The 25,044-nt window shown below is 55.2% G+C and carries 23 protein-coding genes; 15 read left to right on the forward strand and 8 right to left on the reverse strand.

Translation table 11 applies throughout. The features are described from left to right. Nucleotides 1-130: 130 nt before the first annotated feature. The 6 genes from FF011L_RS02530 to FF011L_RS02555 all read right to left on the reverse strand — a co-directional run bounded on the left by FF011L_RS02530 (nucleotide 131) and on the right by FF011L_RS02555 (nucleotide 6,679). Complete coding sequence (locus tag FF011L_RS02530; protein WP_145349980.1) at nucleotides 131-1,213, reverse strand: formylglycine-generating enzyme family protein; 1,083 nt, start codon at nucleotides 1,211-1,213, stop codon at nucleotides 131-133. Next, the gene (locus FF011L_RS02535; protein WP_145349982.1) at nucleotides 1,213-2,535 is read right to left on the reverse strand and encodes a DUF1552 domain-containing protein; all 1,323 of its coding nucleotides are present in this window, start codon (nucleotides 2,533-2,535) and stop codon (nucleotides 1,213-1,215) included. The genes FF011L_RS02530 and FF011L_RS02535 overlap by 1 nt, the downstream gene beginning before the upstream one ends. Then, nucleotides 2,532-5,051: a DUF1592 domain-containing protein gene (locus tag FF011L_RS02540; RefSeq protein ID WP_145349984.1), complete on the reverse strand. Its 2,520-nt coding sequence runs from the start codon at nucleotides 5,049-5,051 to the stop codon at nucleotides 2,532-2,534. The genes FF011L_RS02535 and FF011L_RS02540 overlap by 4 nt, the downstream gene beginning before the upstream one ends. A gap of 93 nt (nucleotides 5,052-5,144) precedes the next feature. Beyond that, nucleotides 5,145-5,339, reverse strand: a complete 195-nt coding sequence (locus FF011L_RS27180; RefSeq protein ID WP_391560906.1) for a pectate lyase — start codon at nucleotides 5,337-5,339, stop codon at nucleotides 5,145-5,147. Then, nucleotides 5,305-5,622 (reverse strand): hypothetical protein, encoded by a 318-nt coding sequence (locus FF011L_RS02550; RefSeq protein WP_145349986.1) that lies wholly within the window; start codon nucleotides 5,620-5,622, stop codon nucleotides 5,305-5,307. Before FF011L_RS02550 ends, FF011L_RS27180 begins: the two co-directional genes overlap by 35 nt. Nucleotides 5,623-6,259: 637 nt before the next feature. Then, entirely contained in the window at nucleotides 6,260-6,679 is a 420-nt protein-coding gene (locus FF011L_RS02555) for a GNAT family N-acetyltransferase (protein WP_145349988.1), read from the reverse strand. A 234-nt stretch (nucleotides 6,680-6,913) separates the two neighbouring features. Here FF011L_RS02555 and FF011L_RS27185 point away from each other — a divergent pair, with 234 nt between their 5' ends. After that, a complete protein-coding gene (locus FF011L_RS27185; RefSeq protein ID WP_391560952.1) occupies nucleotides 6,914-7,087 on the forward strand; it encodes a tyrosine-type recombinase/integrase in 174 nt (57 codons plus the stop codon). A 170-nt stretch (nucleotides 7,088-7,257) separates the two neighbouring features. Continuing rightward, entirely contained in the window at nucleotides 7,258-7,566 is a 309-nt protein-coding gene (locus tag FF011L_RS02565; RefSeq protein ID WP_145349990.1) for a hypothetical protein, read from the forward strand. Nucleotides 7,567-7,935: 369 nt separating this feature from the next. Here FF011L_RS02565 and FF011L_RS02570 read toward each other — a convergent pair whose 3' ends face one another. After that, on the reverse strand, nucleotides 7,936-8,619 hold the full coding sequence (locus FF011L_RS02570; protein ID WP_145349992.1) for a PEP-CTERM sorting domain-containing protein: 684 nt from the start codon (nucleotides 8,617-8,619) through the stop codon (nucleotides 7,936-7,938). Between the two features lie 348 nt (nucleotides 8,620-8,967). Here FF011L_RS02570 and FF011L_RS02575 point away from each other — a divergent pair, with 348 nt between their 5' ends. From FF011L_RS02575 to FF011L_RS02580, 3 genes are all read left to right on the forward strand, one after another. Next, on the forward strand, nucleotides 8,968-9,576 hold the full coding sequence (locus FF011L_RS02575; RefSeq protein WP_145349994.1) for a hypothetical protein: 609 nt from the start codon (nucleotides 8,968-8,970) through the stop codon (nucleotides 9,574-9,576). A 794-nt stretch (nucleotides 9,577-10,370) separates the two neighbouring features. Then, nucleotides 10,371-10,523, forward strand: a complete 153-nt coding sequence (locus tag FF011L_RS26135) for a hypothetical protein (RefSeq protein ID WP_218932976.1) — start codon at nucleotides 10,371-10,373, stop codon at nucleotides 10,521-10,523. A gap of 82 nt (nucleotides 10,524-10,605) precedes the next feature. After that, entirely contained in the window at nucleotides 10,606-10,959 is a 354-nt protein-coding gene (locus FF011L_RS02580; protein WP_145349996.1) for a hypothetical protein, read from the forward strand. Between the two features lie 1,309 nt (nucleotides 10,960-12,268). Here the strand turns inward: FF011L_RS02580 and FF011L_RS02585 are convergent. Beyond that, nucleotides 12,269-13,168, reverse strand: coding sequence for a GAF domain-containing protein (locus tag FF011L_RS02585; protein WP_145349998.1), 900 nt, complete (start codon nucleotides 13,166-13,168; stop codon nucleotides 12,269-12,271). 443 nt (nucleotides 13,169-13,611) lie between these two features. On the opposite strand from FF011L_RS02585, the gene hsdR reads away from it, so the two are divergent. The 10 genes from hsdR to FF011L_RS02635 all read left to right on the forward strand — a co-directional run bounded on the left by hsdR (nucleotide 13,612) and on the right by FF011L_RS02635 (nucleotide 24,157). Further along, entirely contained in the window at nucleotides 13,612-17,052 is a 3,441-nt protein-coding gene (gene hsdR, locus FF011L_RS02590; RefSeq protein ID WP_145350000.1) for a type I restriction-modification system endonuclease, read from the forward strand. 64 nt (nucleotides 17,053-17,116) lie between these two features. Further along, the gene (locus FF011L_RS02595) at nucleotides 17,117-18,592 is read left to right on the forward strand and encodes a class I SAM-dependent DNA methyltransferase (RefSeq protein ID WP_145350002.1); all 1,476 of its coding nucleotides are present in this window, start codon (nucleotides 17,117-17,119) and stop codon (nucleotides 18,590-18,592) included. 103 nt (nucleotides 18,593-18,695) lie between these two features. Next, nucleotides 18,696-20,279, forward strand: a complete 1,584-nt coding sequence (locus tag FF011L_RS02600) for a restriction endonuclease subunit S (protein ID WP_218932977.1) — start codon at nucleotides 18,696-18,698, stop codon at nucleotides 20,277-20,279. Between the two features lie 225 nt (nucleotides 20,280-20,504). Further along, entirely contained in the window at nucleotides 20,505-21,404 is a 900-nt protein-coding gene (locus FF011L_RS02605; RefSeq protein ID WP_145350006.1) for a hypothetical protein, read from the forward strand. Nucleotides 21,405-21,490: 86 nt separating this feature from the next. Further along, entirely contained in the window at nucleotides 21,491-21,718 is a 228-nt protein-coding gene (locus FF011L_RS02610) for a hypothetical protein (protein ID WP_145350008.1), read from the forward strand. Continuing rightward, nucleotides 21,711-21,992, forward strand: a complete 282-nt coding sequence (locus FF011L_RS02615) for a hypothetical protein (protein WP_145350010.1) — start codon at nucleotides 21,711-21,713, stop codon at nucleotides 21,990-21,992. Before FF011L_RS02610 ends, FF011L_RS02615 begins: the two co-directional genes overlap by 8 nt. After that, nucleotides 21,985-22,191 (forward strand): helix-turn-helix domain-containing protein, encoded by a 207-nt coding sequence (locus FF011L_RS02620; protein ID WP_145350012.1) that lies wholly within the window; start codon nucleotides 21,985-21,987, stop codon nucleotides 22,189-22,191. The genes FF011L_RS02615 and FF011L_RS02620 overlap by 8 nt, the downstream gene beginning before the upstream one ends. Next, the gene (locus FF011L_RS02625) at nucleotides 22,184-23,050 is read left to right on the forward strand and encodes a ParB N-terminal domain-containing protein (protein ID WP_145350014.1); all 867 of its coding nucleotides are present in this window, start codon (nucleotides 22,184-22,186) and stop codon (nucleotides 23,048-23,050) included. The genes FF011L_RS02620 and FF011L_RS02625 overlap by 8 nt, the downstream gene beginning before the upstream one ends. Continuing rightward, nucleotides 23,047-23,235, forward strand: a complete 189-nt coding sequence (locus FF011L_RS02630) for a hypothetical protein (protein WP_145350016.1) — start codon at nucleotides 23,047-23,049, stop codon at nucleotides 23,233-23,235. The genes FF011L_RS02625 and FF011L_RS02630 overlap by 4 nt, the downstream gene beginning before the upstream one ends. Further along, nucleotides 23,225-24,157, forward strand: coding sequence for a DnaB-like helicase C-terminal domain-containing protein (locus FF011L_RS02635; protein WP_145350018.1), 933 nt, complete (start codon nucleotides 23,225-23,227; stop codon nucleotides 24,155-24,157). Before FF011L_RS02630 ends, FF011L_RS02635 begins: the two co-directional genes overlap by 11 nt. Nucleotides 24,158-25,044: the final 887 nt, after the last annotated feature.

Genomic DNA, 25,044 nt, shown 5'->3' on the forward strand with positions numbered 1-25,044 from the left:
GGGAAGCATTCAGGTAGCTGCCAGTTGTTGTATCGATGTTGTACCGACCGGGACGAGTCCGACAGAAACAAACAAGAGTCGCCTGAGCGGAAATCGTCAACTTATTTATCGCACGTCCCGGGGAGTCAGGCTACGGTTGTGGGGTGTCTCGGACGATGCGGAATCCGGTGTAGACGCTGGCGTCGGCCGCTTCGGCATAGGTGCGGGTCGAACTGCGAACGGCGGCTGGAGCACATGTCCATGCTCCGCCCCGAATCACTCGCCAGTCACCGTACTTGTGCTGATCCGTTTTTTCGGTGAAGTGCGGATCACGAACCAACACGTCGTCACGCTGTTGCCGCGGAACGCCGTCAAAATAACTTTCATATAAGCCACCGGACCAGCGGTCGCTGCACCACTCCCAAACATTGCCGTGCATGTCGTGCAGGCCCCAGGCGTTGGCGCGGTAGCTGCCAACCGCGGCCGTAAACACCACTCCATCGCCTTGGTTTTCGTCTAGTTTGACGGCGCGTTGATAGCGAGTCGTGCCGGGCTGAGCGGCTTCCAACGCTGCGTCGGCCACGTTGGCGTGTTGGTAAGCTTCGTCGGGGTCTTGTCCCCACGAATACCATGTCGAAGTCCCACCGCGACAGGCGTATTCCCATTCGGCTTCGGTCGGAAGTCGGTACGTGGCGGACTCTTTGGCCGATAACCACTGGCAGAACGCCTGAGCATCGTTCCAGCTGACGACGACGACCGGGTGTTGATCGCTTTGCGGGAATCCGGGCGACTGCCAGGTGATCTCGGCCGACTTATGAAAGCGGTCGACATAATCCTTCTCGTCCGGAAAGCATCCAAGCCCCCCGTCGCTGCGTTCCGCATCGGTCTGGTAATCGGTCGCTTCCACGAACTCGCGAAACTGAGCCACGGTGACTTCGCGGGCACCGATTTCAAACGACCGGCTGATCGCCACACGTTGCGGCGGAGTTTCCGCGTTGAAGTTCTGGCTGGTGCTGTAGCGGTGCGCCAAATGGAAGCGGTGGTCGCGGCCATTACGGTTGTCGAAACCTCGCATGTATTCACCCGCGGGGATTCGCACCATCTGCATCCCCAACGCGTTGGCTTTGCTCGGTTTGCCAGCGTCGTCGGCGGTGGCACGCGAAACTGCAAGCGATACCGTCAGCGGCGCAAGCAGCACGACGATAAAGGGAAGAGCAAGTTTGGGAAATTTCATCAAACCACCAGTTCTCCGATCGTTCCTCGACTGTCTTGGAACGGCCCTTCGACGGTGACGCCCATCTTTTCCAGCATCGTTTGCCACAAGCTGGACAGGGGCGTGTTGTCGTTCAGTTTGAGATGCGTTTGGTGGCGTATGCCCAGTCCGCTGCCGCCGGACAGTACGGTTGGCAATTGATCTTTGCTGTGGCCGATCCCCATACCGCTGGAGAAGCCCAGCATGGTGTGATCAAGCAGGGTGCCGTCGCCGTCGCGGATCGAGGCCAGGCGGTCGAGGAAATACCGCCAGTGCTGCATATAGATCGTGTCGACCTTGGCAAGTTCTTCCAGGTTCTTGGGATCGTTGCCGTGGTGAGTTAATTCATGGTAGCCCTTGTTAACGCCAAATTCCGGGTAGACGCCGCCGGCCAGTTCGGTGCGGACGACATACGAAACGACGCGTGTCGAATCGGTTTGATACGCCAGTGCGATCAGGTCGTACATCAGTTTGCCGTAGGTGTCGTAGACAAATTTGCCGTTGCCTTCGGGAGCCACCACGTGTTCGTAATCGCCGTAGCCTTTCAAGTCGGGTTGTGGTTTGGGCCGGTCTTGCCAAGCGATTTCACGACTCAGCGTCTGTTCGACTTCACGGATCGAATGGAAGTACTGGTCCAACTGGTGGCGATCGGCTTGGCCTAGCTTTCCTGTCAGCTGATGGGCATCGGACAACACGGCATCCAGGACACTGCGGCGCTGACGAAATTCGTCACTTTGTTGCGCTTTTTGTTGTTCGCTGGCCGGGCGGAACAACTGGTTGAAGACGGCTTGTGGGTCGTTCTCGGCGGCCAGCGGAACGCCTTGCCCGTTCCAAGAGATGGTGGCCAGGATCTGGCTGCCGAATCCTGTGCCGCGTTTGACGGACAACTGCAGCGAGGGGAACCGCGTCTGTTTTCCATGCAGCTTTGCAGCCAGTTGATCGGGCGAGATGCTTTGCTTTTCTCCGATCGCGATCGAGGTTGCAAAGGGATAGGCACCGCCGTGTCCACCGCCTTTTTCGAGGCAGGTTCCCGACAGCACTGTAAAGTCGCCGCGGTGCGGTTCCAGCGGCGTCAAAATCCGCGACAGCTTGGCGTCGTTGCCGTAACCCTGCGGGTAAAACTGCCGCATGTTCATTCCGGTACCGAAATAGAACATGCCCATGCGAGGCACGGCCTTCGGCGTTTCCGTTGCCGCTCGCGCCGTTCGCGGCAACATGGCTTCCAGCCAAGGCAGGGTCAGACAGGTACCCGCTCCACGAAGAAACGTCCGACGTTTGAGCGGCTGAAATTTTAAAATGTTCATTTGGTCGCGAACACCTTGCTGGTAACGAGGGACTTGATCAGCGTATGGAAAGTGTCGTCGCCGCGGGCCATCGTGTCGGTGGCCCGGGAGAGCGTTGCGTCGTCGGATGGTTCGATCGGTCGACCCAACGCATAGATCAGCAGTTTCTCCGCCAAGGCTCGGCGAAACCGATCGTCTTGTTCGAGCAAATGTGCGCGGAATTCGACGAAGCTCTGAAATTCGGCTCCGTTGGGCAACCGTCCGCTGGGATCGATCGCCGGCCGGTCGCCACCGCGGAAGTTTTCGCCGTCTTGCAGTTCACGCCAGGCACCGATGACATTGAAATTTTCCAAAGCCAATCCGTAGGGGTCGAGCGAACGGTGGCAGATCGCACAGGCATCGATCTGTTGATGTTGTATCAGGCGTTCGCGAACCGTCAGGTTTTGCCCTCGAATGTTCGGCTCGATCTCGCCCACATTGGGAGGCGGCGGGTCCGGCGGATCGTTAAAAAGAACTTCGCGAACATACATAGCGCGAGCAATCGGTTTGGTGCGTCTGCCATCTGAACCGGCCTGATGAACTCCCGCCATCGCCAGCAAGCCACCGCGAGGTGAATCGGCGGGAAGAGGGACCCGACGAAACGCATCACCGTTTACGCCGTCGATCCCGTAGTGTCGGGCCAAGCGTTTATTGATCACCACAAAGTCAGAATCGATGAAGTTTCGTACGCTCAGCTGTTCCTGCAAAATTGTACGGAAGAATTCGAGCGGCTCGCGCACGACCGCGTCGCTGAGCGCCTCGTCGTACTCGCGATAAAGGTATTCGGCCGGCGTGAAGGACAGGAAAGTGTCGGTCCGTAACCACTGCCGTGCGAAGCCATCGACAAAACGTTCGGCCTTCGGGTCGGCCAACATCCGATCCACTTGGGCTGAAAGTGTGGCCGCATCATTCAAACGGTTCCGCCTGGCCAGTTCAAACAGCTCGGCGTCCGGCATCGAACTCCACAAGAAGTAAGAAAGCCGGGAAGCCAGTTCGTAATCGTTTAGGGGCCGAGGAGGTGAGGTCCGGGCAGCGGTGGCGTGGTTCGCTTCGACGATGTACAGGAACTTGGGCGACGTGAGTGTCGTGGCCAAGCCGACACGGATGGCTTCGTGAAACGATTCGCCCTGTTCCAATTCCGTAGCGACGACTTGCAGGATGGGGTCGGTCTCCTCGGGTGCAATCGGCCGTCGCCAGGCGAGAGGCAACAGGCGGGCGTAGATCGCTCGCGCATACTCAAGGTCCTCGGTCGCATCGTCACCGCGGAACAGGACTTTGGTGTGGCTTTGGGGTGGCCACTGATCATACAGCGGACCCTCGACTTCCAGATAATCCAGAAACGCACGGGGGTATGTCGATACATCCAGCTTGTCCGGATCCGGCGTCGAGCGATCCCCGCTCCAGCCCTCGGCGACTTTGCGTCCGTTGATCCGCAGGACCTCGGCGAAATCGCCTGTTTTGCCCAGTTCCGAGTTGCGTCGGATAAAGTTTTCACCTGGCCGTTGGCTCATGTGTAGACCGGTAGCATTCAGGAGCTTTACGCTCAGCTCGCCGCCCAGCGTATCGCGGGGGACGACGACCGAATAATCTTGCGGCTGATCGATGGGAGCCGTGATATCGACTTCCATGATTGCTTCCATCGCATCGTCGGGGTGGCTTTGCGTGACTCGCAGCCGTGGCGGCTGGCCGTCGGCTCCGGGGACCCCCCCAGCGCGGAGCGTAAAGCGATAGAAGCCGTTGGTCGGGGCGACGTTATTGCCACGCTGGCCGGGGTAGTTCAGCAAGCCGAACGAGCGTGTGTTACCTTCGATCAGTTCCAGCCCACCGGGTACGGGAGTCATTCCTAGGCGTCGGACCAAGTAGCGAATCGCGCGGCTGTCCGCGATATCTTCGAACTCCAGTCGCATCGTTTCGGTGGGGTATTCCGGCGGACCGTCCACGATTGCGCGGTCGGCGATGCGACGGGCAACGCGGTAGTAGTTGGTCATCAAGGAGGGATCGAGCAGCAGAGCCGAGCTGACTTTGTCAAACCCTTCTGCGGTGCCTTCCGGTGGCAGCACATCCAAGGGGCTTTCCCCGACGGGGAATTTCATCGACAACAGATCGGCGACGCTGTGCGTGTATTCGCGCCGATTCAGCCGTCGCATTAGCACTCGTCCGCCCGTGCTGCGTTGAGCATGTTCGGCGGCTCGCAGTTGCGCGGCGATCCAGACCGATACCTGTTCGATGGCTGCAGCGGGAAGTTGTGGCTCGTCGGCGGGAGGCATTTCTCCCAGGTGGATCATGTTCCGCACTTCGATCCAGGCCGCCGCATTGTCACGACGGCTGAAGTCGGCGGTCAGTTCGTCGACTCGCAGCTTCCCCTGAGCCTCCTGCGGCCCGTGACAGTCCATGCAGTACTGCTTCAGGAGCGGCGCGATTTCGTCGTCGAACGTGGTCGCGAATGCCGCGGGAGTGCACAGCAACGCGGCAGCTACGAAGAGGATTCGATCGAGCATCGTGAAAGCTGGATTCAGGTAGGAATATAAATAGCACGAATTCGGGTACCCGGAGGTATCGTCAGTATAGCCCAGGGGAGTTGCTGAGATGAGCTAATCACCCGTCCGGTGTGGACATCTTGCGTAGCTTGCCAGAACGCGTTCACCCCAGGTTCCGTACCACGTATAACCACCGCGGCGTTCGCTGCCGATCTCTTGGAGGTCGTATTTCACCCCGCCATCGCCATCGCGGTCGCTGCAGCCCGAAGGTTTATCAAGGGGTGCGTTCCGATTCCGGGAGGTGGGCAAGGTCTGCCAGTTTGCCGAACATGATTCGATCGGAGGAGCCGCCGTGGTCGCTTTGGGAAATGGTCAGCCAGATCGTGCCTTCGTGTTCATGGCACGTGGGGGATTGGAAGGACTGGGAAGTTTCGAAGCGATACTTGCGTTCCCATGTTTTGCAATCTCGCGAGACGTCCAAGTTGAAGACGCTGCGGTAGCACCCTTCGATCCGCGTTGCCTCCTGCCAGCCGAGGTAATGGACGCCGCTGAATTGATCGAAGGTGGGCTTGGAATAGAGGCCCTTCTGCATGAAGGGCCTTTCTTTGGCCACGTCCCAGGTGGTGCCATCCTGGCGGTTGGATCGCTGCTGTGGGCATCCAAGTCCCCAGAGAGTTCTGGGAGTTCTGAGAGGTCGTCAGTTGCCTGCGTAACTGGTGTCCGTTAGATAGTTGAAATCCGACGCTGAATCCTCGCGAAGTTGGGGCCACCCACTTTTCAGAAGCGACGCCAAGTTTGCCTGACGGTTATTTGCTGCATTTCGAAATCGGGCGTTTTCAATCGTTGGGTGGCCCCAGATTTCAGCCCCAGGTTTCCAGGTCGGATAGACGGCTTCACTGACTGCTCAGATCGGACCCCCGGAGCACTCATGACTAGGAGCGAATCCACTCGGGCTATCTTCGGCCTGACCGTCTTTGGAAACACCCCGTTTTTGATTCCAGCCGAGGTCGCTGCTGCGCCGACATGGGAGAATCGGATCCGAATCAGCCCGATGATCGGTGACCGCATTCTGTGAGGAGCGGATCGAAGCCTGGGGCAACCGTACTTGTCGAGGTCGTCGCTCATTTGGTCGGGAACGTCTCTTCGGAAAGTTAATGCGAGGGAATGGCGTTTTGGGAATCGCTACTGGATGTATTCGTTCGCCGGATGTGTGCAGGGCAAAGTTGTTTTCAGCAATTCAGTCGCATCACCTGTTGTCCTGTCGGTTCATGCAATTTCTCTTCCATCAGTGTGAATCCACACTTCGCATAAAAACCACGGCCAATCGTGTTTGAAACAAAGACTTCGACTTCGAGTTCTTCGTGTAGGGCTTTTGCCTTTTCCATCAGCGACGTACCAACTCCCGTTCTCTGAATCGAGGGGTGGACGAAGATGGCACCGATTTCGTTGCCAATTAGTGCAATGAAGCCAATGACTTGACCCTCGCTCTCGAACACCCATGTGTCGGCGATGGGAAGATAGACGTTGGGTATGTTCTCTCGTTCCGATGCAAGGAACTCTTGCGTCAAGAAGGGATGAGCGAGCTCGGATGCGGCCGCCCAAGTTTCCAGTAGGTCGTTCAGGTCACTTGCTTCGTATTTCCGTATCATGCATGACCTTTGTTGAATCGAATCGGCTGTCCAGTTAGAACATGACAAGGAGTTGCGTAACAGGTTCACGTTTTAGAAGCGAACCTTTTTGCCGCTGGTGCATTTATGCTGGTTCTGACTGTTTCGGTTCGATCATTGGAGGGTAGCAAAATGATCTCGCCTTCTGAAACCGCTTTTGCAAAGGGCGACAAAACGAGATCCGTTCTGATGCCGAAATCAGTGTGGGAATCTCTGATGGCTCTTCGTGATGATGCACCATTAGATGCACCCGTTTTTAGCAGCCGCAAGAAGGGACATCTCTGCGAGTCAGCCGTTTGGCGAGTTGTAAAAACGGCGACGAAACGTGCTGGGATTCCAAAGGAAGTAAGTTGCCATTGGTTTCGTCATGCACATGCGAGTCATGCCTAGGATCGTGGTGCTCCGATTCACTTGGTTCAGGCAACGCTAGGTCATAGCAGCGTTGCGACAACTGGAAAATATTTGCACGCACGGCCATCAGATTCCAGCGGCAATTACCTTCCGCTCGGTTAACACTCGCTTGATTTCCAGAACAAATCAATCCCTTTCTGGAGATCAACATGAATCAAACGACTTCCATCGCTGACGGAAATATTCTAGCCGTCAAATCAGCCGCTCAAGATGCAAATGCCGTTCAGAATGCGGTTAATTTAATCGCCATTATTGGCTGCTTCCACCGTCACCTCCTTGCCCTTCGACAAAGTGGCTTGAATGACGATGATCTCAACAATCATCCGGTCTCACTTGCCTTTGTCAGCAAGCTCAACAGCTTGTGCCGGATGAAAATTGAACGAGAGATGGCGGCATTTTCGGCCATCGACAGAATCGCTGAAGGTAAGTCCGTCGAGTACGAAGTGCTCCCGCTCTAACACCCGCTCGTTCCTCCGCAACAGCAATACAACTTTTGTAATGGAACATCGGGCAATCTGCATGGCCACGACCTGACCGGGGTTTCCGACCGACGCATAGACGGGCATGAACATAATGACGTTTCAAGACTGGCTGGCGATTCGGGAAGGGTTGTGGCCGGGCGACGACAAGGCAGTGGAAGGTTTGTCGAAGTTGCCCCAGCCCAAACCAAAGAAACTACCGCCACGCAAGCCGCTCACGCAGGTGGTAAGTCCGGGCAAGCCACAGGTGCGTCCCGTGCTGCCGAAGCTTTCAATCGGACCAATGAAAAACGGACGACCATGATGGTCGCCCGCTTTGATGTTTTCTTCTTTGCTTGGTCCGATGCGTTAGGTAGTTGCGAGTTGCTTCTGCTCACGACGGCGGCGACGAGCGGTACCGACACAGGCGACACAAGCACCGATGCCGAACAAAGCGAGGGATGAGGGTTCAGGAACGGCTGCGGTAGATAAACGCAGGTTTGGTCCCAACGCTCCAATTATTCCTGTTGTTCCTGTACCTGTACCTGTGAAATTTGGCATAGTTAACGTAAGCCCATTACCGAAGTGCTGAATGGGAACACCAAAGACAATCCCACTAATAGTGGTCGCTGTTGCGGGGAACCGGAGGAGGTCACCGCCGGTCGAATTGGGTTGTACACCACCGATTACATAATCACCCAAACCTAAGTTTAGAGTCGCTATATCCGTTATCAACCAATTTCCGAATCCGCTGGTTGACGGTTCGATGGTTGATCCGTTCGAAACGAAGGTAGAAGCAAGCAGAGAGCCACCTCCTGTCCACAGCCCAACTTCATGAGGGCTGTTTAATCCATCCCCCCCCTCGTCCCACCAGGCCAATCCATCCACCGCTACCGGGGCAGTGACCGAGAATGTGAACCCGACGGTGTAGTCACCGGCGCCAAACATTGTTGAGCCTCCGGCGAAATCAAGGATGACCCCCGCCTGCACCTGCCCCGCCGTGGCGATCAGCACCGTCACGCACGCCACCGCCAATTGAATTGTTCGCATCATCTCGCTTCTCCTTGTTGTAGGTCTAGGAAGTTGGCCCGCTCCAGATCCGGCACCGGTGGCGTCCCCTCCTGGGGAGGTACTCTGCCATGCGGTGGGGTGGGGGTAAGCGTCCAACCGGAAAAATCCGCAAAATCTTCCAGCCCTGCGAAACTGTCCCAACAGCAGAGAAAAGTGTAGAGACTCTAGCCGAGGAGTCCGCAACGAAGCTACAGCACTGCGAGGCACTGCCCGATGAAGGCGTTCTCCCAACCGAGTTTGAGCACGTCGATGTCGAGTAACACCCGCTGGTGAATCATCAGAGCCGACAACACTGGCCGCAACAGCATTCACAAGCGAGTTAGATCAACAATGACACCAATCGAAGCATACGAATACGCATCAAGCTGGGGATCTTTCGCGAGAAGTGGCGACCCCGGTGCTTGCATGTACGGATTTAATTCAGACTGTCGCCCTCAATCCGAAGAACATCGTCAAGACGTTATCAATTGCATGAAAACATGCCGATTGAACGTCGTCGAACGACCCGAGAATTTTGACGACGATGAACTCGAAAAGATGGATGCCTTCGTCGAATTCATCAGCAAAAGAAACGGCAAAGGCAAATCCGCTGGATCGTTCATCACCGAAATTGGCCTTTGCGGATCGGGCACTTGCTGTACCCATGGCGGCAATGATCTGGAAGGCGAAATGCTTTCGGATACGAACGACTGCAATCGTTCAGGTGATGCCGAACTCGCTTGCAAATATATCCTTGACAACTACAAGCCCGAATTCCGAATCGAGCGGCGAGTCGGCGACGTTTATCAAAATGTCATTGCCTCCAAAGAGGAAAAGCTTCAAGTGTGTCGTGAAATCTACGGTGGAAGTGATACCAATTTCAACGATGAAGATAACGCAAATCTTTATCTGGTCTGGGCGGCTGCTTCCGATCTGGAAGCAATGCAAGAGGCGAAATAACACCCGCTTGAAAAACAACAACAGAGCCAAGGTTAACCCCTTGGCTTTTTTCTTAAACACACAACGGGGAAAGCAATGAGCAAGCGGTTATTTAGTTTAGGGAAAATTGTTGCAACGCCCGGTGCCTTGGAATTTCTGGAACGTCATCTGCTCGCTTCTAAGTCGCTTGAGCACTTCAAGCGGAGCGCTTTGCCCAAGTGAAGCTCAGTTGATACTAGCCAGATGTCGCCGTAGGGTTGCTTCCCTGTATGGCAACTCAATCTCTGGCAATGGCACACGACTTACAGAAAAGCCGTGTTCATTCAATGGCTCAATCGGAATTCTCTGACGTTGAACAAGCTCCTGTAGTAGCCACTCAGGACGTTCGTCTAAGACTGGATTTGGAATCGGGACAGGACTTATTCCCTTCCTCAGATTGTCTGCAACGGCGTTGCTGCTGTCGTTCCATCGCCCCCAGAAATCAAACACTTCCTTGAGTTGCTGCTTCACCCTGTCAACGTCCACGGACGACCATGAGCGGTTGAACATGACCACCCGATTGTCGCTTCTTGTTCCGACTCTTGCAGACTGGCGACCGTGTATATCTCGGTAGGTGCCCTTGCTCTGCCTGCTCATTTTGTCACTCCCCCTAGGCCGGTTCCGAATCGTTGCTTGTAGCAACAAAAACGAGGGCTGGTTTTCAGGTAAAGCAGGCGTAATTGCGGTAAGTGCAACAAAAAAGCCACGTTACGAAAATCGTAACGTGGCTTAAAGTGGAGGATAACGGACTTGAACAATCAGCAAAAACGCAGTGTTTGAGCAACATCCAGGGTAGCGCGGCACGAAATGCGGCACGATTCGACAGTGAAGCCGCCGAATTGCTGACCATTTGGGCATCTCTAAACCACGAGCAACGTGCCGACCTGCTGGCGGTCGCCCGTGGGCTGACATCACGTCAGCGGACGTAGGCTGCTCGATTACCACGGCGTGTTGGCGCTGCGTCCTGCCAACACGTCGGACACCACCCAGGACGCACACGGAGACTGCACGATGAACAAACCCGTCCACGTCACCCACACTGACATCGAGTCTTTCGCTGCGTGCGATCCGATGGACAACTCGCCCGGCGATGCGTGCCTCCTGACCACAATCGGTAGCGTCGAGGTGTCCGCGATCCCCACCGCCGATCATCGCGGCCTGATGGTGACGATCGAGGAACCGCTGGAACGAGTGCTCGAGCTTGGATTGAATCATCCGATTGCGATCCGCAATGCCGTCTACGCAGTCGTCAACGCAGTCGTCAACGCTATTGGTGAATCACTGCAGTTCTCAGGGATGGGAGCTGACGATGACGTGCCGCCCTGGTACGAGTTTGAGGCGTTGACGCAGTGGAATGACGACTGAGCCAACCTTTGGGATGCTGGACGTGACGTAGCCGCCTGGGACGCGTGAGCATGGCCCAGAGTGGCGACTGGCTGACCTGACATGTTGACATGGCCATTCGATGACATCGTGTCAGTAGATCGACCGGGCAATCATTGACGCCATGTCAGTAAGCGACGAGGCGTTGCCGGGAATTGTCGTTCGGAAACGATAGAAAGCTCGAACGGTCGGAATCGCCTGGGTAAGCGAGCAAAGTCTTCGCGGCGTCTTGGCTGATGCGAAACTAGAACGGCCCAGTGTCGCACCAAGCGGCCTGCGGATCTCGATTGAGTCCCTGCGGCCGGTTGAAGAGTTGTCGTTGCCTCGGCCCGGTGCGAACCGCCGTGTCGTCTGCGACTTCATCAACACCTTCCAGGAGCCACTTCAGTTTGCGGGGAATCTTGGGAAACGAGCGGCAGTCATTCGCTGACATCATGTCAGTGGATCTCGCCAGGGGGCCCCATCGCGACAGGGATTTTGACCGACGGTCGGCTGTTAATACCATGACAGTAGGTAGTTACCTTCTGTATCGCTCGTGAAAAATTTTAAAAAACACGCACGTAAGCATAGCCTCAAAGCCACTGCTAGCCAGACGACAAGAGCCGCAGGCGTCGCCGATCCAAGGCAACTGCACAGACAGTTCTGTCAACGAGTCAGTGAATCGCTAACTCCCTGTCGCCAAGTCAGTTTCGCGTCTATGTACGCAAGCCTTTTACACCTTGTATGGTGATGAGCAGGCAATGAGCATCACCTCGAAGCGTATGAACCCGACCTGACTCGCCAGTCGTATTGGCATCGCTCACCGCTTTCGGCTGGATAGAGCCGGACACGATTCAGCGCTTCCCATCCACCGAGCAGACCAAATTTGCGACACGGAGGAGTTATCCTCCCAATCTCTTTCAGATGCAAACCGGGGCAGCACTAGAACGGTGCAGAGCTTTTCACGTGTCCTAAGTCATTTGAGTCCGAACGAACTTTTTTGCTGATCCGGTCTATGAAACAGTTGGATCTTCAACCGTCATATGATGGCAGGACGGCGGAACGAATTAGAGCCGCCTTATGACTTATGACTCGAAGGGCGAGCAAATCGCCACCTATTGATCTGATCGCTTATCGTGACACTGTTCACCCGTCTTTTCCGGGCTTTTGCAAGACACGACTCGTCGTTGGCTTACATCGTCCTGAGCCATAAGCAACTCAGACAAAACGCTGCCATAACGTTTAGCTACAGGGGCAGTACGATTACGTATGCCCTCACCAGCAAGAATACGAATAACTTGGTTTCCATTACTCATTTAGCTTTTCCACGTTTTTGCATCCTCGAATCCGCATCAGCAACAACAGCAAGCACGGTACCAAGATAGTCCGAGAACGCTTTCATTGAAAGCGTATCGGGGCCGGAAAACCTTCTCTTTAGCGAACTAACGTACAAAATACCGACAGTTTGCTTTTGCTTTCTATCCACTACGTTAACCGGTGCGACCATCAAAAACTTTACATCCGGCAGCCCATCTGTCTTCGTTGGATGCCATATTTCATCTTCGATCGCGGTCGGTATATCGGGGATCAGGAAGACGCCCTGAGCGTCCTTCTCCCTAATTGCCTTTGCTAAACCTGCGCTGACGGGAACCGGTTCCGAGTTAGTCTTTCGGGATTTTTCAAATCCTGTTGACCTCGCCACGGTCGTGAAATTCTCGCCACTTTGGTCAAGTAATCGCAGCGCGCACCGAGTCGAGTCATCCGCAAACTGGTGCCGATATATTGCCGCAATTTGGTTTACAAATTCATTTAGAACTCGCTGCAACGCGTCACCGCGAGCTCTTTTGGACGCTTTGACATCCGTCAAATTCGGCAGTTCATCTCGAAACTCGTGGCAAATCGCATGTAAGCGTTCGCTGCATCGAATGTAACGAAGGAAGAAGATGCGAGTAATCCATAGGCACGCAATTAAGCCTGCCCCCACCAGTACGATTGTTAGGGCCGCATGCCAATTCATCCATTTCAATGCCGCAGCGGCAAAAATCAACTTACCAGAAAATAAGCTGAACAATCCACGGTAGCGAGTGAGCATACCCACTAAACCCGCGATCCAGGTCTTGTCAGGATCAATAGTTCGAACATGCTGGGGGCGCTTACTTGGTTTAGGCTGCGGCCACACGGAAACCTCCTGGCAAATTGAAAAAAAATACACGGGAACAACAAGTCTGAATACACCCCTAGCTCCTGCCTGCCGAAGGAGCAAACCTCCGTTTTCTCAATTTGCTGCACATATCTGTTTTCGCATAGTTCGCCTTTGACCAATGCCTCCGTTTCAAATTCCAGAGCATGTCAGCGCTCCTTTCGTTGAATTCCACGTTTCGCCAAGGTGGAGAGGATTTCCACATAGCTCTCTGCGGATAAACCTCCTGAAACATGTCCCTGCAGATTTCGTGACATCGTGTCATCAGAGCCTTTCCGCTGCCGAACCTGCCACGTACTGCCCGGTAGCTTGGGGGTCCTTTGGGGGGTACCTTATGTGGTCCGGGTGTCTGCCAATTGGCCTTTGGCAGACGTAAAACAAGACAGATCGTGGGGGCGTCCTACCAGGCACCTCACCTCTGTCCCACCCGGTGTTACCTGGTAGGAACGCACGAAATGGCACACCCTGACGCATCCGCTCCACGTTCGCCCAACTTTCATTTCCTCACAAAAGTCGATCCGCTCTTGGCCGATTTGGGCTTAAGGGCCGAGCGGTATGCGCTAGAAGACCCAGTGACGGCCATTATGAAGGTGCGGCAGCTGGGTGAGTTGTTGGCCCAGTCCGTGGCGGCAAAATATGGCATCGACACGACCGTCGATTCGCGTCCCAAGGATCAACGTACGCTCCTTGACGAGTTGTTCCGGTCCCGCGCGTTGCCAGCAGACATCAACAACCTCTTTCACGAGATCCGGAAAGAGGGCAACCAAGCCATTCATGCAATCAAAGGAGACCAGGGGCGGGCGATCACGGTCCTGCGTTACGCCCGGCAGGCGGCCGTATGGTTTTTTCGAACGCACTTCGACCGTGCGGCTAAGCTTGGACCGTTTGTGCCGCCACTGCCGAAATCGGACACGTCCGATGAATTGAAACGTGAAATCGCTCGGCTGGAAAAGGAGTACGAAAATGCTTCGGCCGCTCTGGAGCGTTTGAAAGACCAAGCTGCGGACGAACAGCAATTACGCCAGCTAGCCGAGGATGACCGCAAGCGAGCCTTTCAGGATCTCGATGCCGCGATGTCACTCGTTGAAGAGGAATTCTCGGCTACGCAGGCACGGATCACGGAACTGGAGAACCGACTGGCCGAGACTTCTCAGACAGCCAAGCCGACTCAGTCTGAAACCCAACAGATGGTCGAAACCGGCCAGCAAGTGGCCGACGAAGTGCTCTCGGAGGCAGACACTCGAGAGCTGATCGACATTCAACTACGAGAGGCCGGTTGGATCGTTGATTCCAAAAACCTTCGCTACAGCAAAGGAACACGCCCGCAAAAGAATAAAAACACCGCCATCGCGGAGTGGCCCACGTCCAGCGGCCCGGCGGACTACGTGCTGTTCATCGGTTTGGCCCCAGTCGCCATCGTCGAAGCGAAACGGAAAAACATCGACGTTGCTGGCGCTATCGCTCAAGCCAGACGATACAGCGGGGACTTCGTCATTCAGGGCACTGACATCGTGTCACCTGGCGGACCTTGGGGAGACTGTAAAGTCCCATTCCTGTTCTCGACGAACGGGCGTGGCTATCTGAAACAACTCAAAACCAAGAGTGGCGTCTGGTTCCTCGATTCACGACGCTCCACCAATCTCCCGCGTCCATTGGTCAGTTGGTACACCCCGGAGGGTTTGGGGCAACTGCTCTCTCAGGACATCGACGAAGCCGAGCAACGGCTGCAGGTGGAATCTACCGGGTACCTTCCGCTTCGCTTCTACCAAGAAGAGGCCGTCAAGGCAGTCGAGAGGGCCATTTCCGACGGCGAACGAGAAATGCTGCTCGCGATGGCAACCGGTACGGGCAAAACGAGGACGTGCATAGGCATCTGCTATCGACTGATCAAAGCCAAGCGTTTTCGACGAATCCTGTTTCTTGTCGACCGAACCAGCCTGGGCGAACAAACGTCCGACGCGCTCCATGATCTGCGCATAGAGAACAATCAGACATTCGCGGACATCTACGACGTGAAGGAACTGGGGGACCTAACCCCCGACCAAGACACCAAATTCCATATCGCCACTATCCAAGCGATGGTCAAACGGGTCTTGGGATCTGATGACACGGTGTCAGCTTTACCAGTGGACCAATACGACTGCATCGTCGTTGACGAATGCCACCGGGGCTATAGCCTCGATCAGGAACTAAGCGACAGCGAACTCGGCTTCCGTGACGAAACGGACTACATCTCGAAGTACTCCCGTATCCTTGAGTACTTCGATGCCGTCAAAATCGGGCTGACGGCGACCCCGGCTGTCCACACGACCGAAATCTTCGGTGGCACCAGCGGCATGCCGATCTACCAATACAGCTATCGACAAGCGGTTCTCGATGGCTATCTGGTGGATCACGAACCACCGCTGCAGATCAAAACCAGGTTGGCGCAGGATGGCATTCAGTTCCAAGTCAACGAAGAGGTCGCCGTCTATGACAACCAAAAACAGCAGCTTGAACTATTCAATACCCCCGATGAAATCGTCCTAGAAATCGACAGTTTCAATCGCAAAGTCGTCAACGAGAACTTCAACCGGGTGATCTGTAGGGAACTTGCCAAGCACATCGACCCCAGCTTGCCTGGAAAAACGCTTGTCTTCTGCGTTAGCGACATGCATGCAGATATGGTCGTTTCGGAACTGAATGCTGCTTTCAAGGAGCAGTATGGCGAAATTGAAAACCAAGCTGTTTTAAAGATCACCGGCAAGGCCCATAAACCGCTCCAGTTGATCCGCCGGTTCAAAAACGAACGGTATCCAAGTGTCGTCGTGACAGTCGATTTGCTGACCACCGGGATCGACGTTCCCGAGATTTGCAATCTTGTCTTCCTACGACGCGTCCGGAGTCGTATTCTCTACGACCAAATGCTCGGACGAGGCACAAGGCTTTGCTCTAGCCTTCACGGGCTCAACGATGATAAATCCTGCTTTCATATCTTCGACTGCGTCGAACTCTATTCGTCGCTGAAGTCTTACACCGATATGCAGGCAGTCGTCACGAATCCCAACATATCGTTCAGCCAACTGCTGGACGAACTGGCCAGCGTCACCACTGACGAGCATCGTCAAACCATTAAAGAACAATTGATCGCCAAACTTCAACGAAAAAAACGGTCCCTGAAAGGCAGCAGGGCGCAGGTTTTAGAAGAAAAATCGGGCAAGAACCCCGAATCGTTGATCGAGCAGATTCAAAAGGCAACGCCCGATGAAATCGTGGAATGGTTTGCCGACAAAACCAACGTGGTCGAATTCCTCGACCAGAAGGCAGGCGGGGGCGGTACCCGTTTCTTCGTTTCCGAGCACGAAGATGAAGTCGTGTCAGTCGAATCAGGCTTCGGCAAAGGCAACCAGCGGCCCAAAGACTACCTGGAAGAGTTTCGCGAATTCGTCACGGGGCACCAAAATGACATCGCGGCAATCAAGCTGTGTGCGACCCGCCCCAGGGACCTGACACGGCAAACCCTCAAAGAACTGCAGATCGAACTCGACAAGCAGGGTTTCAGCGAAACGCGTTTACGGGTTGCCTGGCGAGAAACCAAAAATGTCGAAATTGCCGCGACGATCATCGGCTACATCCGAAACGCGATTCTTCAGGCCCCGCTGGAGCCCTTCGAAGATCGTGTCAACAAAGCCATGACCGCGTTGCTGACATCGCGTCAGTGGACTCAGCCGCAACGAAAATGGCTCGATCGGATCGGCAAGCAGTTCAAAGAGAACACGCTTGTAGACCGAGACGCATTCAATCAAGGGCAATTCAGAGAACACGGGGGCTTTGATCGCCTGAACAAGGTTTTCGACGGTAAACTCGTCGAATTACTCGGCCAGATCACCGATGAGATCTGGGGGCTTGCTGCCTAGCCAGCTTCCACGGTCCCCTGCCACTACCCTTCCACATGACATCGTGTCACCCCAACAAGCGTAAATGAATACCCAAGAAATTGTCGCCAAGCTCTGGAGCATGTGCCACGTCCTCCGCGACGATGGCATCACCTATCAGGCCTACGTCACCGAACTGACGTACCTGCTGTTTTTGAAAATGATGAAGGAGACTGGCCAGGAAAGCCAACTTCCCAGTGGTTATCGCTGGGACGACCTCCACAGTCGCGAAGGGGTCGAGCAACTGAACTTCTACCGTGAACTGTTGGTTCATCTTGGCACTCAGCCCACCGGACGTGTTCAGGCCATCTTCAACAATGCCAACTCGTCACTGAAGAAGCCCAAGAACCTTCTTAAACTTGTCACCGACATCGATGCATTGGATTGGTACAGCGCCCGAACCGAGGGACTGGGCGACCTGTACGAAGGATTGCTGGAAAAGAACGCCAGCGAGAAGAAATCGGGCGCAGGCCAGTACTTCACGCCGCGGCCCCTGATCGAGTGCATGGTCAACTGCATCAAACCTCAGCCGGGCGAGATCATTCAGGATCCGGCGGCCGGCACTGGCGGCTTCTTGACTCACGCGGACCGCTACATCAAAGCGAACACCGACGACCTGTTTGACCTGGACGAGCAGCAGCAGCATTTCCAGAAGCACGACGCGTATCACGCCGTCGAACTGGTCGACGACACTCAGCGTCTGTTCCTAATGAACGTCATGTTGCATGGCATGGATGGGAACTACGTCTCCGGCGACACCATGGGCTCGGCCGGTCAGCAACTCCCTGACGCCGACCTGATCCTCTCGAACCCTCCTTTCGGCACCAAGAAAGGTGGTGGGATCACGCGAGACGACTTCACCTACCCGACCAGCAACAAACAACTCTGCTTCCTCCAGCATATCTATCGCGGTCTAAAGCCGGGAGGTCGTGCGGCAGTCGTCCTGCCGGACAACGTGCTGTTCGAGGAAGGCGTGGGCACGAGAATCCGCGTTGACCTGATGGACAAATGCAACCTGCACACAATCCTTCGGCTCCCGACCGGCATTTTTTACGCGCAGGGCGTGAAGACGAACGTGCTGTTCTTCACACGGGGCCAAACCGACACTGGCAACACGAAGAAAACCTGGATCTATGACCTGCGGACTAACGTCCCCGTCTTCGGCAAGCGGACACCCCTGACACTGGGTCACTTCACCGAGTTCGAGAAGTGCTACGGCAAGAAAGCGGACGGCAGCAGCAAGCGAACCGAGAAGACCGGCGGAAAGAAAATTTGCCCCGCCATCAATAAAGACGACACGATCGACGAAGGCGAAAACAGTCGTTTTCGACTCTTCACGCGAGACTTCGTGCGAGAACGAGGCGACAACTTGGACATCAGTTGGCTGAAGGACGACAGCGGCGGCGGTTCGGGCGATGAGCTTGCCGAGCCAGCCGAGATCGCAGCAATGATCCGCGAACGCCTGAGCGGGGCGCTCGCCGAGATGGACGCCCTGACCGAACTGTTGGAGCCAACCAAATGAGCCAACCACATTCCCTTAGCCCTCCCCTTGAACTGCAGGTCGCTAGCCGCCTGTACACCCCTGTTTGCCAACCCTCAAACCTACCGACAATATGGGGGCGAGAATGAGCCACCTGAATGATGAAGTATTGTCACCAAGCAATTCGGTCGAGGTCGCACGAAACGGCGCTAAGGGTGCCAGTGGAGATGCGTTGCCGGATGGCTGGGAGTGGGCGACATTGAAAGAGATCGTTAAGTCGATCACGTATGGCCATACCGCGTCGGCCTGCCATGAGCCAGTCGGCCCTCGTTTCTTGCGAATCACAGACATTCAGGGTGGTGGAGTTGACTGGAGCTCTGTGCCCTACTGCGAATGTGACGAGGTTAAAAAGTACGGGTTAAAGAACGGTGACATTGTGATCGCCCGAACAGGAGCTACGACAGGAAAGAATTTTCTTATTGGCGACCTCGGCGAACCGAGTGTTTTTGCCTCCTACCTGATTCGTCTTGAGACATTGGAAGATTTCTCAGCGGAGTTTCTCAGCAAATTCATGCAGACGCCGTACTATTGGCAACAAATAACGACGGTCAGCAAAGGGTCTGCTCAACCTGGCGCGAATGCGACAATCCTCTCTAAGTTAGCGATTCCCGTTGCCCCTCTCGCCGAACAGTCACGGATCGTATCGGCGATCGAGTCGCTTCAATCGCGTAGTTCGCGAGCTCGGGAATTGCTTTCGGAAGTCGGGCCGCTGATCGGTCAGCTTCGTCAGAGTGTGCTGCGAGATGCTTTCAGTGGGAAGCTGACTGCCGACTGGCGGCGGCAGAATCCCGCCCCCTCCGGTGAAACGGCCCGCGAACTTCTCCTCCGCATCCGCACCGAGCGAAAAGAACGCTGGCAATCCGAGCAGCTAGCCAAGTACGAAGCCAAAGGCAAACAGCCCCCCAAAAACTGGCAGGACAAGTACAAAGAACCCGATCCAGTAGATGAGTCAGATCTGCCTGAACTGCCGGACGGTTGGTGCTGGGCGCGGTTTGAAGAAGTCCTCGAAGAACTACGTAATGGTCTGTCACCCAAGCCAAAAGAAACTCCGCCGGGGATTCCAATCCTCCGTATCAACAGCGTCCGGGCAAGAACCGTCACGCTCGATGAAGTCCGGTACCTCGACGGAGCGGAGGAATCACTCCCAGTGTACCGACTTCGGGACGGGGACCTGCTTTTCACCCGTTACAACGGAAGCATCGACTTGCTCGGAGTCTGCGGGATGGTGCGCGACCTAAACGAAAAAGAACTGCTCTATCCGGACAAACTTATGCGGGTGCGATTTGGACACGATCTAATCCTGCCTGAGTTCATCGAGCTTTATTTCGCGGCTCCCGATGCCCGCAACCGAGTTACCGAAAAGGCAAAGACTACTTCCGGCCAACAAGGCGTTTCCGGCGGCGACATCAAGGGGCAACCGATTGCGATCGCACCAGTTGAGGAACAGCGAGAGGTCGTTCGGCGAGTTTGCGAAATGATGGAACGCATAAACGAGTTGGAGAATGGTTTAGCCTCAATTGAATCGTCGCTGACGGAACTGGATCAATCCATCCTCTCGAAAGCGTTCCGCGGCGAGTTGGTCCCGCAGGACCCGAGTGACGAACCGGCCTCCGAACTCCTCGCCCGCATCCGCAAACAACGCCAAGCCACCAAAACCAAACCCAACTGACAACGCGTCACCTGCCGTGCCTCGCATCCCAGGTTTTCAGATCGTCACTTATCACCGTGAACCTGAGAAGCCTTCGATCGCTGGGGCCCTGGTAGCCAAACAGAAACCTTTTTCAAGCAATTCCGAAAGGTGAGACGGCTAGCTCCCGTCGCGGCTGGCGAATGTCATAGTCCCATAGCTGTGGCCTTCGCCTGCCCGCCTTTCAGCAAACTATGGGGTTCCGCGATGACCCAAATTGATCCGACCATCGACTGGAATGCGGTACGGTCCTCTGCCTATGAATGCTTGGACGCGACCTGGAATCTGGGGTGCTGGGCAGATCGAGCACTAGATGACGACGACCAGAAACACCCAACACTACTGCACTTGGAGGTGATAACGAGAGCCGCAACCACTTTCAAAAAGTCATCTCTTGTTCTTCTCCCAGGGTTCCCCGGGGCGTCTAGTGATTCCGGAAAGTACTCACCCATCTTCGATGCAATCCAACTGGCGACGGCGAGTATCGAGTCTAAACCCATTTCCTGGTTCTCCGAAGTAGCGTTTGCCTCCGCGCACGAAGCCGCATTTGAATTACTGCGGCGGGCGTTGATCCGGGTTGAAGACACAATACATGCTATAGGGCTTTCTGGCATCGCAGAGATTGAAGATTTCACTGGTGCTACCCTTCGAGCAATCCTTAGGGCAATCAGCTCATCTTCCGTTTCTCAACCGGCTCTTTCCTCCATTGAGGTGAATCAGCTGCGTGCCTGGATTGATCGGGAATGGGCGGCAGTCGTTAGATTCGGTGACACTGACGTGGTGACAGTGAATGGCCATTGCGGTTGTCGCGTAGACAATCCCGAGCCGAATGAGACGGAAACCATCATAGGAGTGTCGCTCCACGATGCGATGATGCATCTCGACGATGACGCCGAGGCGGCGAGCGCAGAAGTGAAGCGGTTTTCTAAATCAACGCACGAGGCGCCAGAACGCGTAGGCAAATGCCCCCATGACGGTCGCAGATATCTACACAAAGTCGATGATTTAGTTCGATGCATGAAAAATTTCTACGGGTTGAATTCTAGCGAAACCAAACGATTGAGAGCATTCCTGAAGACGAAAACGCGAGAACCATTGACAAAGTAGTTCGATGTTGTTCGACCTAGTTCGAGCAGCCTAGCCGTATGGTTTGATGAACCCATCGTTTCGATACTCACTCGATGGATTACCTCATGAACGCATACGTTCTCGAAATACTCTTTCCGACCGGATGGCGTCGGTCAGGCGAATTGCATTGGCGTTACGCCGACGCAACAGAGGCCGCAACTGTCGCCGTCTACCAGTCCGCTGCTCGTGCTGCCCGCGTCCTTCCGGTCCATGTCCTGGCAAACGATGTATTTAGCATCGAACGTCCTGCCAGCACCGGTATCGCTGACATGGAGGACCTAAGCGATGAGTAGCATTGAGATTCTTACAGCGTTATCCGATGACGACCGCGCGTCGATCATCACCGGCGTCGTCGCGGCTATCAGGCCGCTGCTCGATACCCGCCTTGAGCTGGTTTTCGCTGACACGGTGTCAGTGATTGGGGGCGTCAGTCCGGCAACGCTTGATCGGCTTCGAAAGTCGTGGCAACTGCTATCGGTCAAGACCGGGAACCGTCGGCTTTGTCGGGCTGCTGCGGTCATTGCTACCCCAGAGTCGATGAACATGGAGGGCAGTGGAAATGCGTAGCACTTCTGCAATTCAGCCGCAGTTACTCAGCGAACATGATGCGGCGAAATGGCTGGGCATCTGTCAACGGACGCTCTGGGGACTTAGGGCAACCGGCGAGATTCCGCACGTCCGGTTAGGCCGAGCGATCCGCTACGACGTGGCGGACCTATTGCAATTCGTGGCCCAAAACAAAAAAAGGGGTGTCGATCATGAATGATCGAGCAAAAGTGGAAACGTTGCCACCCACCTCAACGATAGCTCTATCATCGCTTGTGGTTGACGAACGCTTTCAGTCGCGTGCAACGATGGACCCCGACGCGATCGCTGAGTACGTCGAGGCGATACGCACGAAGAAATGCTGGCCGTTCCCACCGATCAAAGTGGTTTCCCAGTTCGTCGTCGATGGGTTCCATCGTGTCGAAGCGGCCAAGCAGGTAATCGCTGACACGGCGGCACCGGCAGTGCTACGCAAGTCGCTGCAGAGCATTTCGTGCGAGCGTGTACCCGTCGAGACAGTAAGCGACGACGTGCCCGCCGTGGCCTTGCGTCATGCATTAGCAGCGAACCAGACGCATGGGTTGAAGCGAACCAGCGAAGATAAGCGACGATCGGTTGAATTGGCGATTAGGCAATGGCCCGACGAATCGAACCGCGCGATTGCCAAGCTGACAGGGACGAGCCACACGTTTGTTGCGACCGTGCGCGGTTATCCGGAAGTGGCAACGTTGCCACCCTCAGAATCGCTGTGTCTTGCAATTCAAGCGCTCAGTGTGGGCCAAGGTCTGGAATGTTTTCATTACGACGACCAAGGCGAACTAATTGGGAACACCGTGATTGCTTACTTAAATCCAGACGATCCCTTTCATTGCTTCCAGGTCGCCGACTGGAACGGCCGACAAATTGCCTTTTCCCAATGGGGAAGCATTAATCGCGTACTTTGGGCGTTACGTCAACTGCGGTCTGAGCTAGAGGCAATGGAATTTGAACTCACGGAAAACGCCAGACCGTTGATGGAAATGGCGTACAAAAGATGGCGGGCCACATCACCCAACAAAAGTCGGGAGGCCGGCACATGATCCGACACTCCCGAAAAATTGGTGACGATGCGACCCGTCGACCAAATGATAACAACTCGGAACGCCAAGCCAAGACCATCAACCTGTTGATTGATGTGAATGTCAATTTGGATCTTAGCGGGTTTGGTGTCATCACCGGAACGATGTTTGCGAACATCCGGCAGGAGGTGACCGATGACAAATGACACGAAGTCAGCTAGCCCGCTGTCACGTAGGCTCATCCGCGGTTCGACTGCCTTCGACAAGATCGTCAACGGAATCAAGCAAGGCAAGAAAGACAAGCTGTTTGACTGCGGTTATGCACTACGCGGAATCGAGATTGGTCCTGGCATCCTGACCCTTATCGGGGCACCTCCAGGTCGAGGCAAAACTGCCTTGACGATGCAGGCGACCTACGAAGCGGTCCAGCGTGAACCCGGGTTACATGCGGTTGTCGCGTCACTAGAAGTGACAGAGGAAACCCTCATAAAACGCAGGATCGCGAAAGAAATCGGAGTATCGTTCGAGGCAGTCAGATTCAACAGGCTGACAGATCGTCAGCGAAGTAAGATCGCTGGGCTGAGCAAATTTCGCGAGATGTTGGACTCGATCGACTTCGTACCGGAGTCGGCTTGTGGGCTTGGCGATCTGAAGACGCTAATGACCGACAGAGTGAAACCGGGACTGTTGGTTCTTGACTACATCCAGCTATTCGGAAGCGAGATGGACGACCCCAAAGCAAGGGCCGCGTTGACCATGGCGACCGCACGTCGCTTCTGTGCGGAAGGCTGGGCCGTCGTGGCGGTGTCGGCATTCAGCCGGAATCAGAGCATCAGCGGACGTTCACGCACCAAAGGAGCCAGTCTTGAGTCCTTTCGCGATTCGTCTGCGATCGAATACTCGGGAGCCGCTGCCTACGCACTCGATGAAGCGTCGAACTGCAAAGGAGTCGACCCGCCGCCGATTCGGCAGATGAGTCTTCGGTGTTTGAAGAATCGCAATGGAGAATGCAGACACATCAACCTGTGGTTCAACGGGCCACAGCTGTCATTTTCTCGGGACGAACCAGACACTGACACAGTGTCAGCGAACAGCAGTCCGTCAGAGTCGCAAGGAGGTGTGTTTTGAGCCGTGCGAAACCACATCCGAGATCGAACAAGGGAAAGTCTGCCAAGCGCTGGGCCACTGGAGATACGCTCTCTGACCTAGTGCTGCCAACACTTCCCAAGCCGTCTCACTGTGCGATTCTCTTGGTGTGCTGGTTACATGCGAAGATTGGCGACGATGGCAAGACGATCTTTGATCTAACGAAGGAGCAGATTGCCACACGTTGCGGACTAAAAGAATCGACTGTCAAAGGACTCCTCCGAGAACTCGAAACCGGTGGCGTGATTCGCACGCGGAAGGATGGGTGTAACCAGGGTGGACGATCACTGGGTTCCGAGCGGATGATCACCTTTGAGCCATACCAGGAACCAACCAAAGGGGGGCGCCAGTGACCCCGTTTGCAGCAAGAAAAGGGGTGCGCCAGTGCTCCGGAACAGGTGCGCCAGTGCTCCGAAACAGGTGCGCCCAGGGTACCCCTCTCAATGTCAATGTCATTGCGTCACGACATTCGTGGTCGCTGCGCTACGAACGCCTTACGCTTACGAATCCACGAGATACTTGGATGGACGATCGTTGATCGGCACGAGTGCGAGGTGGACTAGTGATCCGGCACTCGCGCGGCGCAGTGCTGTTCTCCAACGGCGCGAATAACCACCTGGCAGCAGCGCTGACGATTGAAGGCGTGAAGTGCTTTGCCGGGTGAAGTGCCACCCCAGATGTACGTCCCGCACTGTCACGATGTCAGTACCGACCACACTAAAACCACTCACGTTCGCTTGCCTTGCGCGGCGATCAACACATACAGTAACTGTGCCGCGGCTAGGACCGTACATCCGAAAGCCAGCTTCCCGAACTGGCCTGCCGTGGCGATTTTTCATTCGGGACAAAGACGGGAGTTGAATCAATGG

Origin of the sequence: Roseimaritima multifibrata (assembly GCF_007741495.1) — a bacterium.
Taxonomy (GTDB): Bacteria; Planctomycetota; Planctomycetia; order Pirellulales; family Pirellulaceae; genus Roseimaritima; species Roseimaritima multifibrata.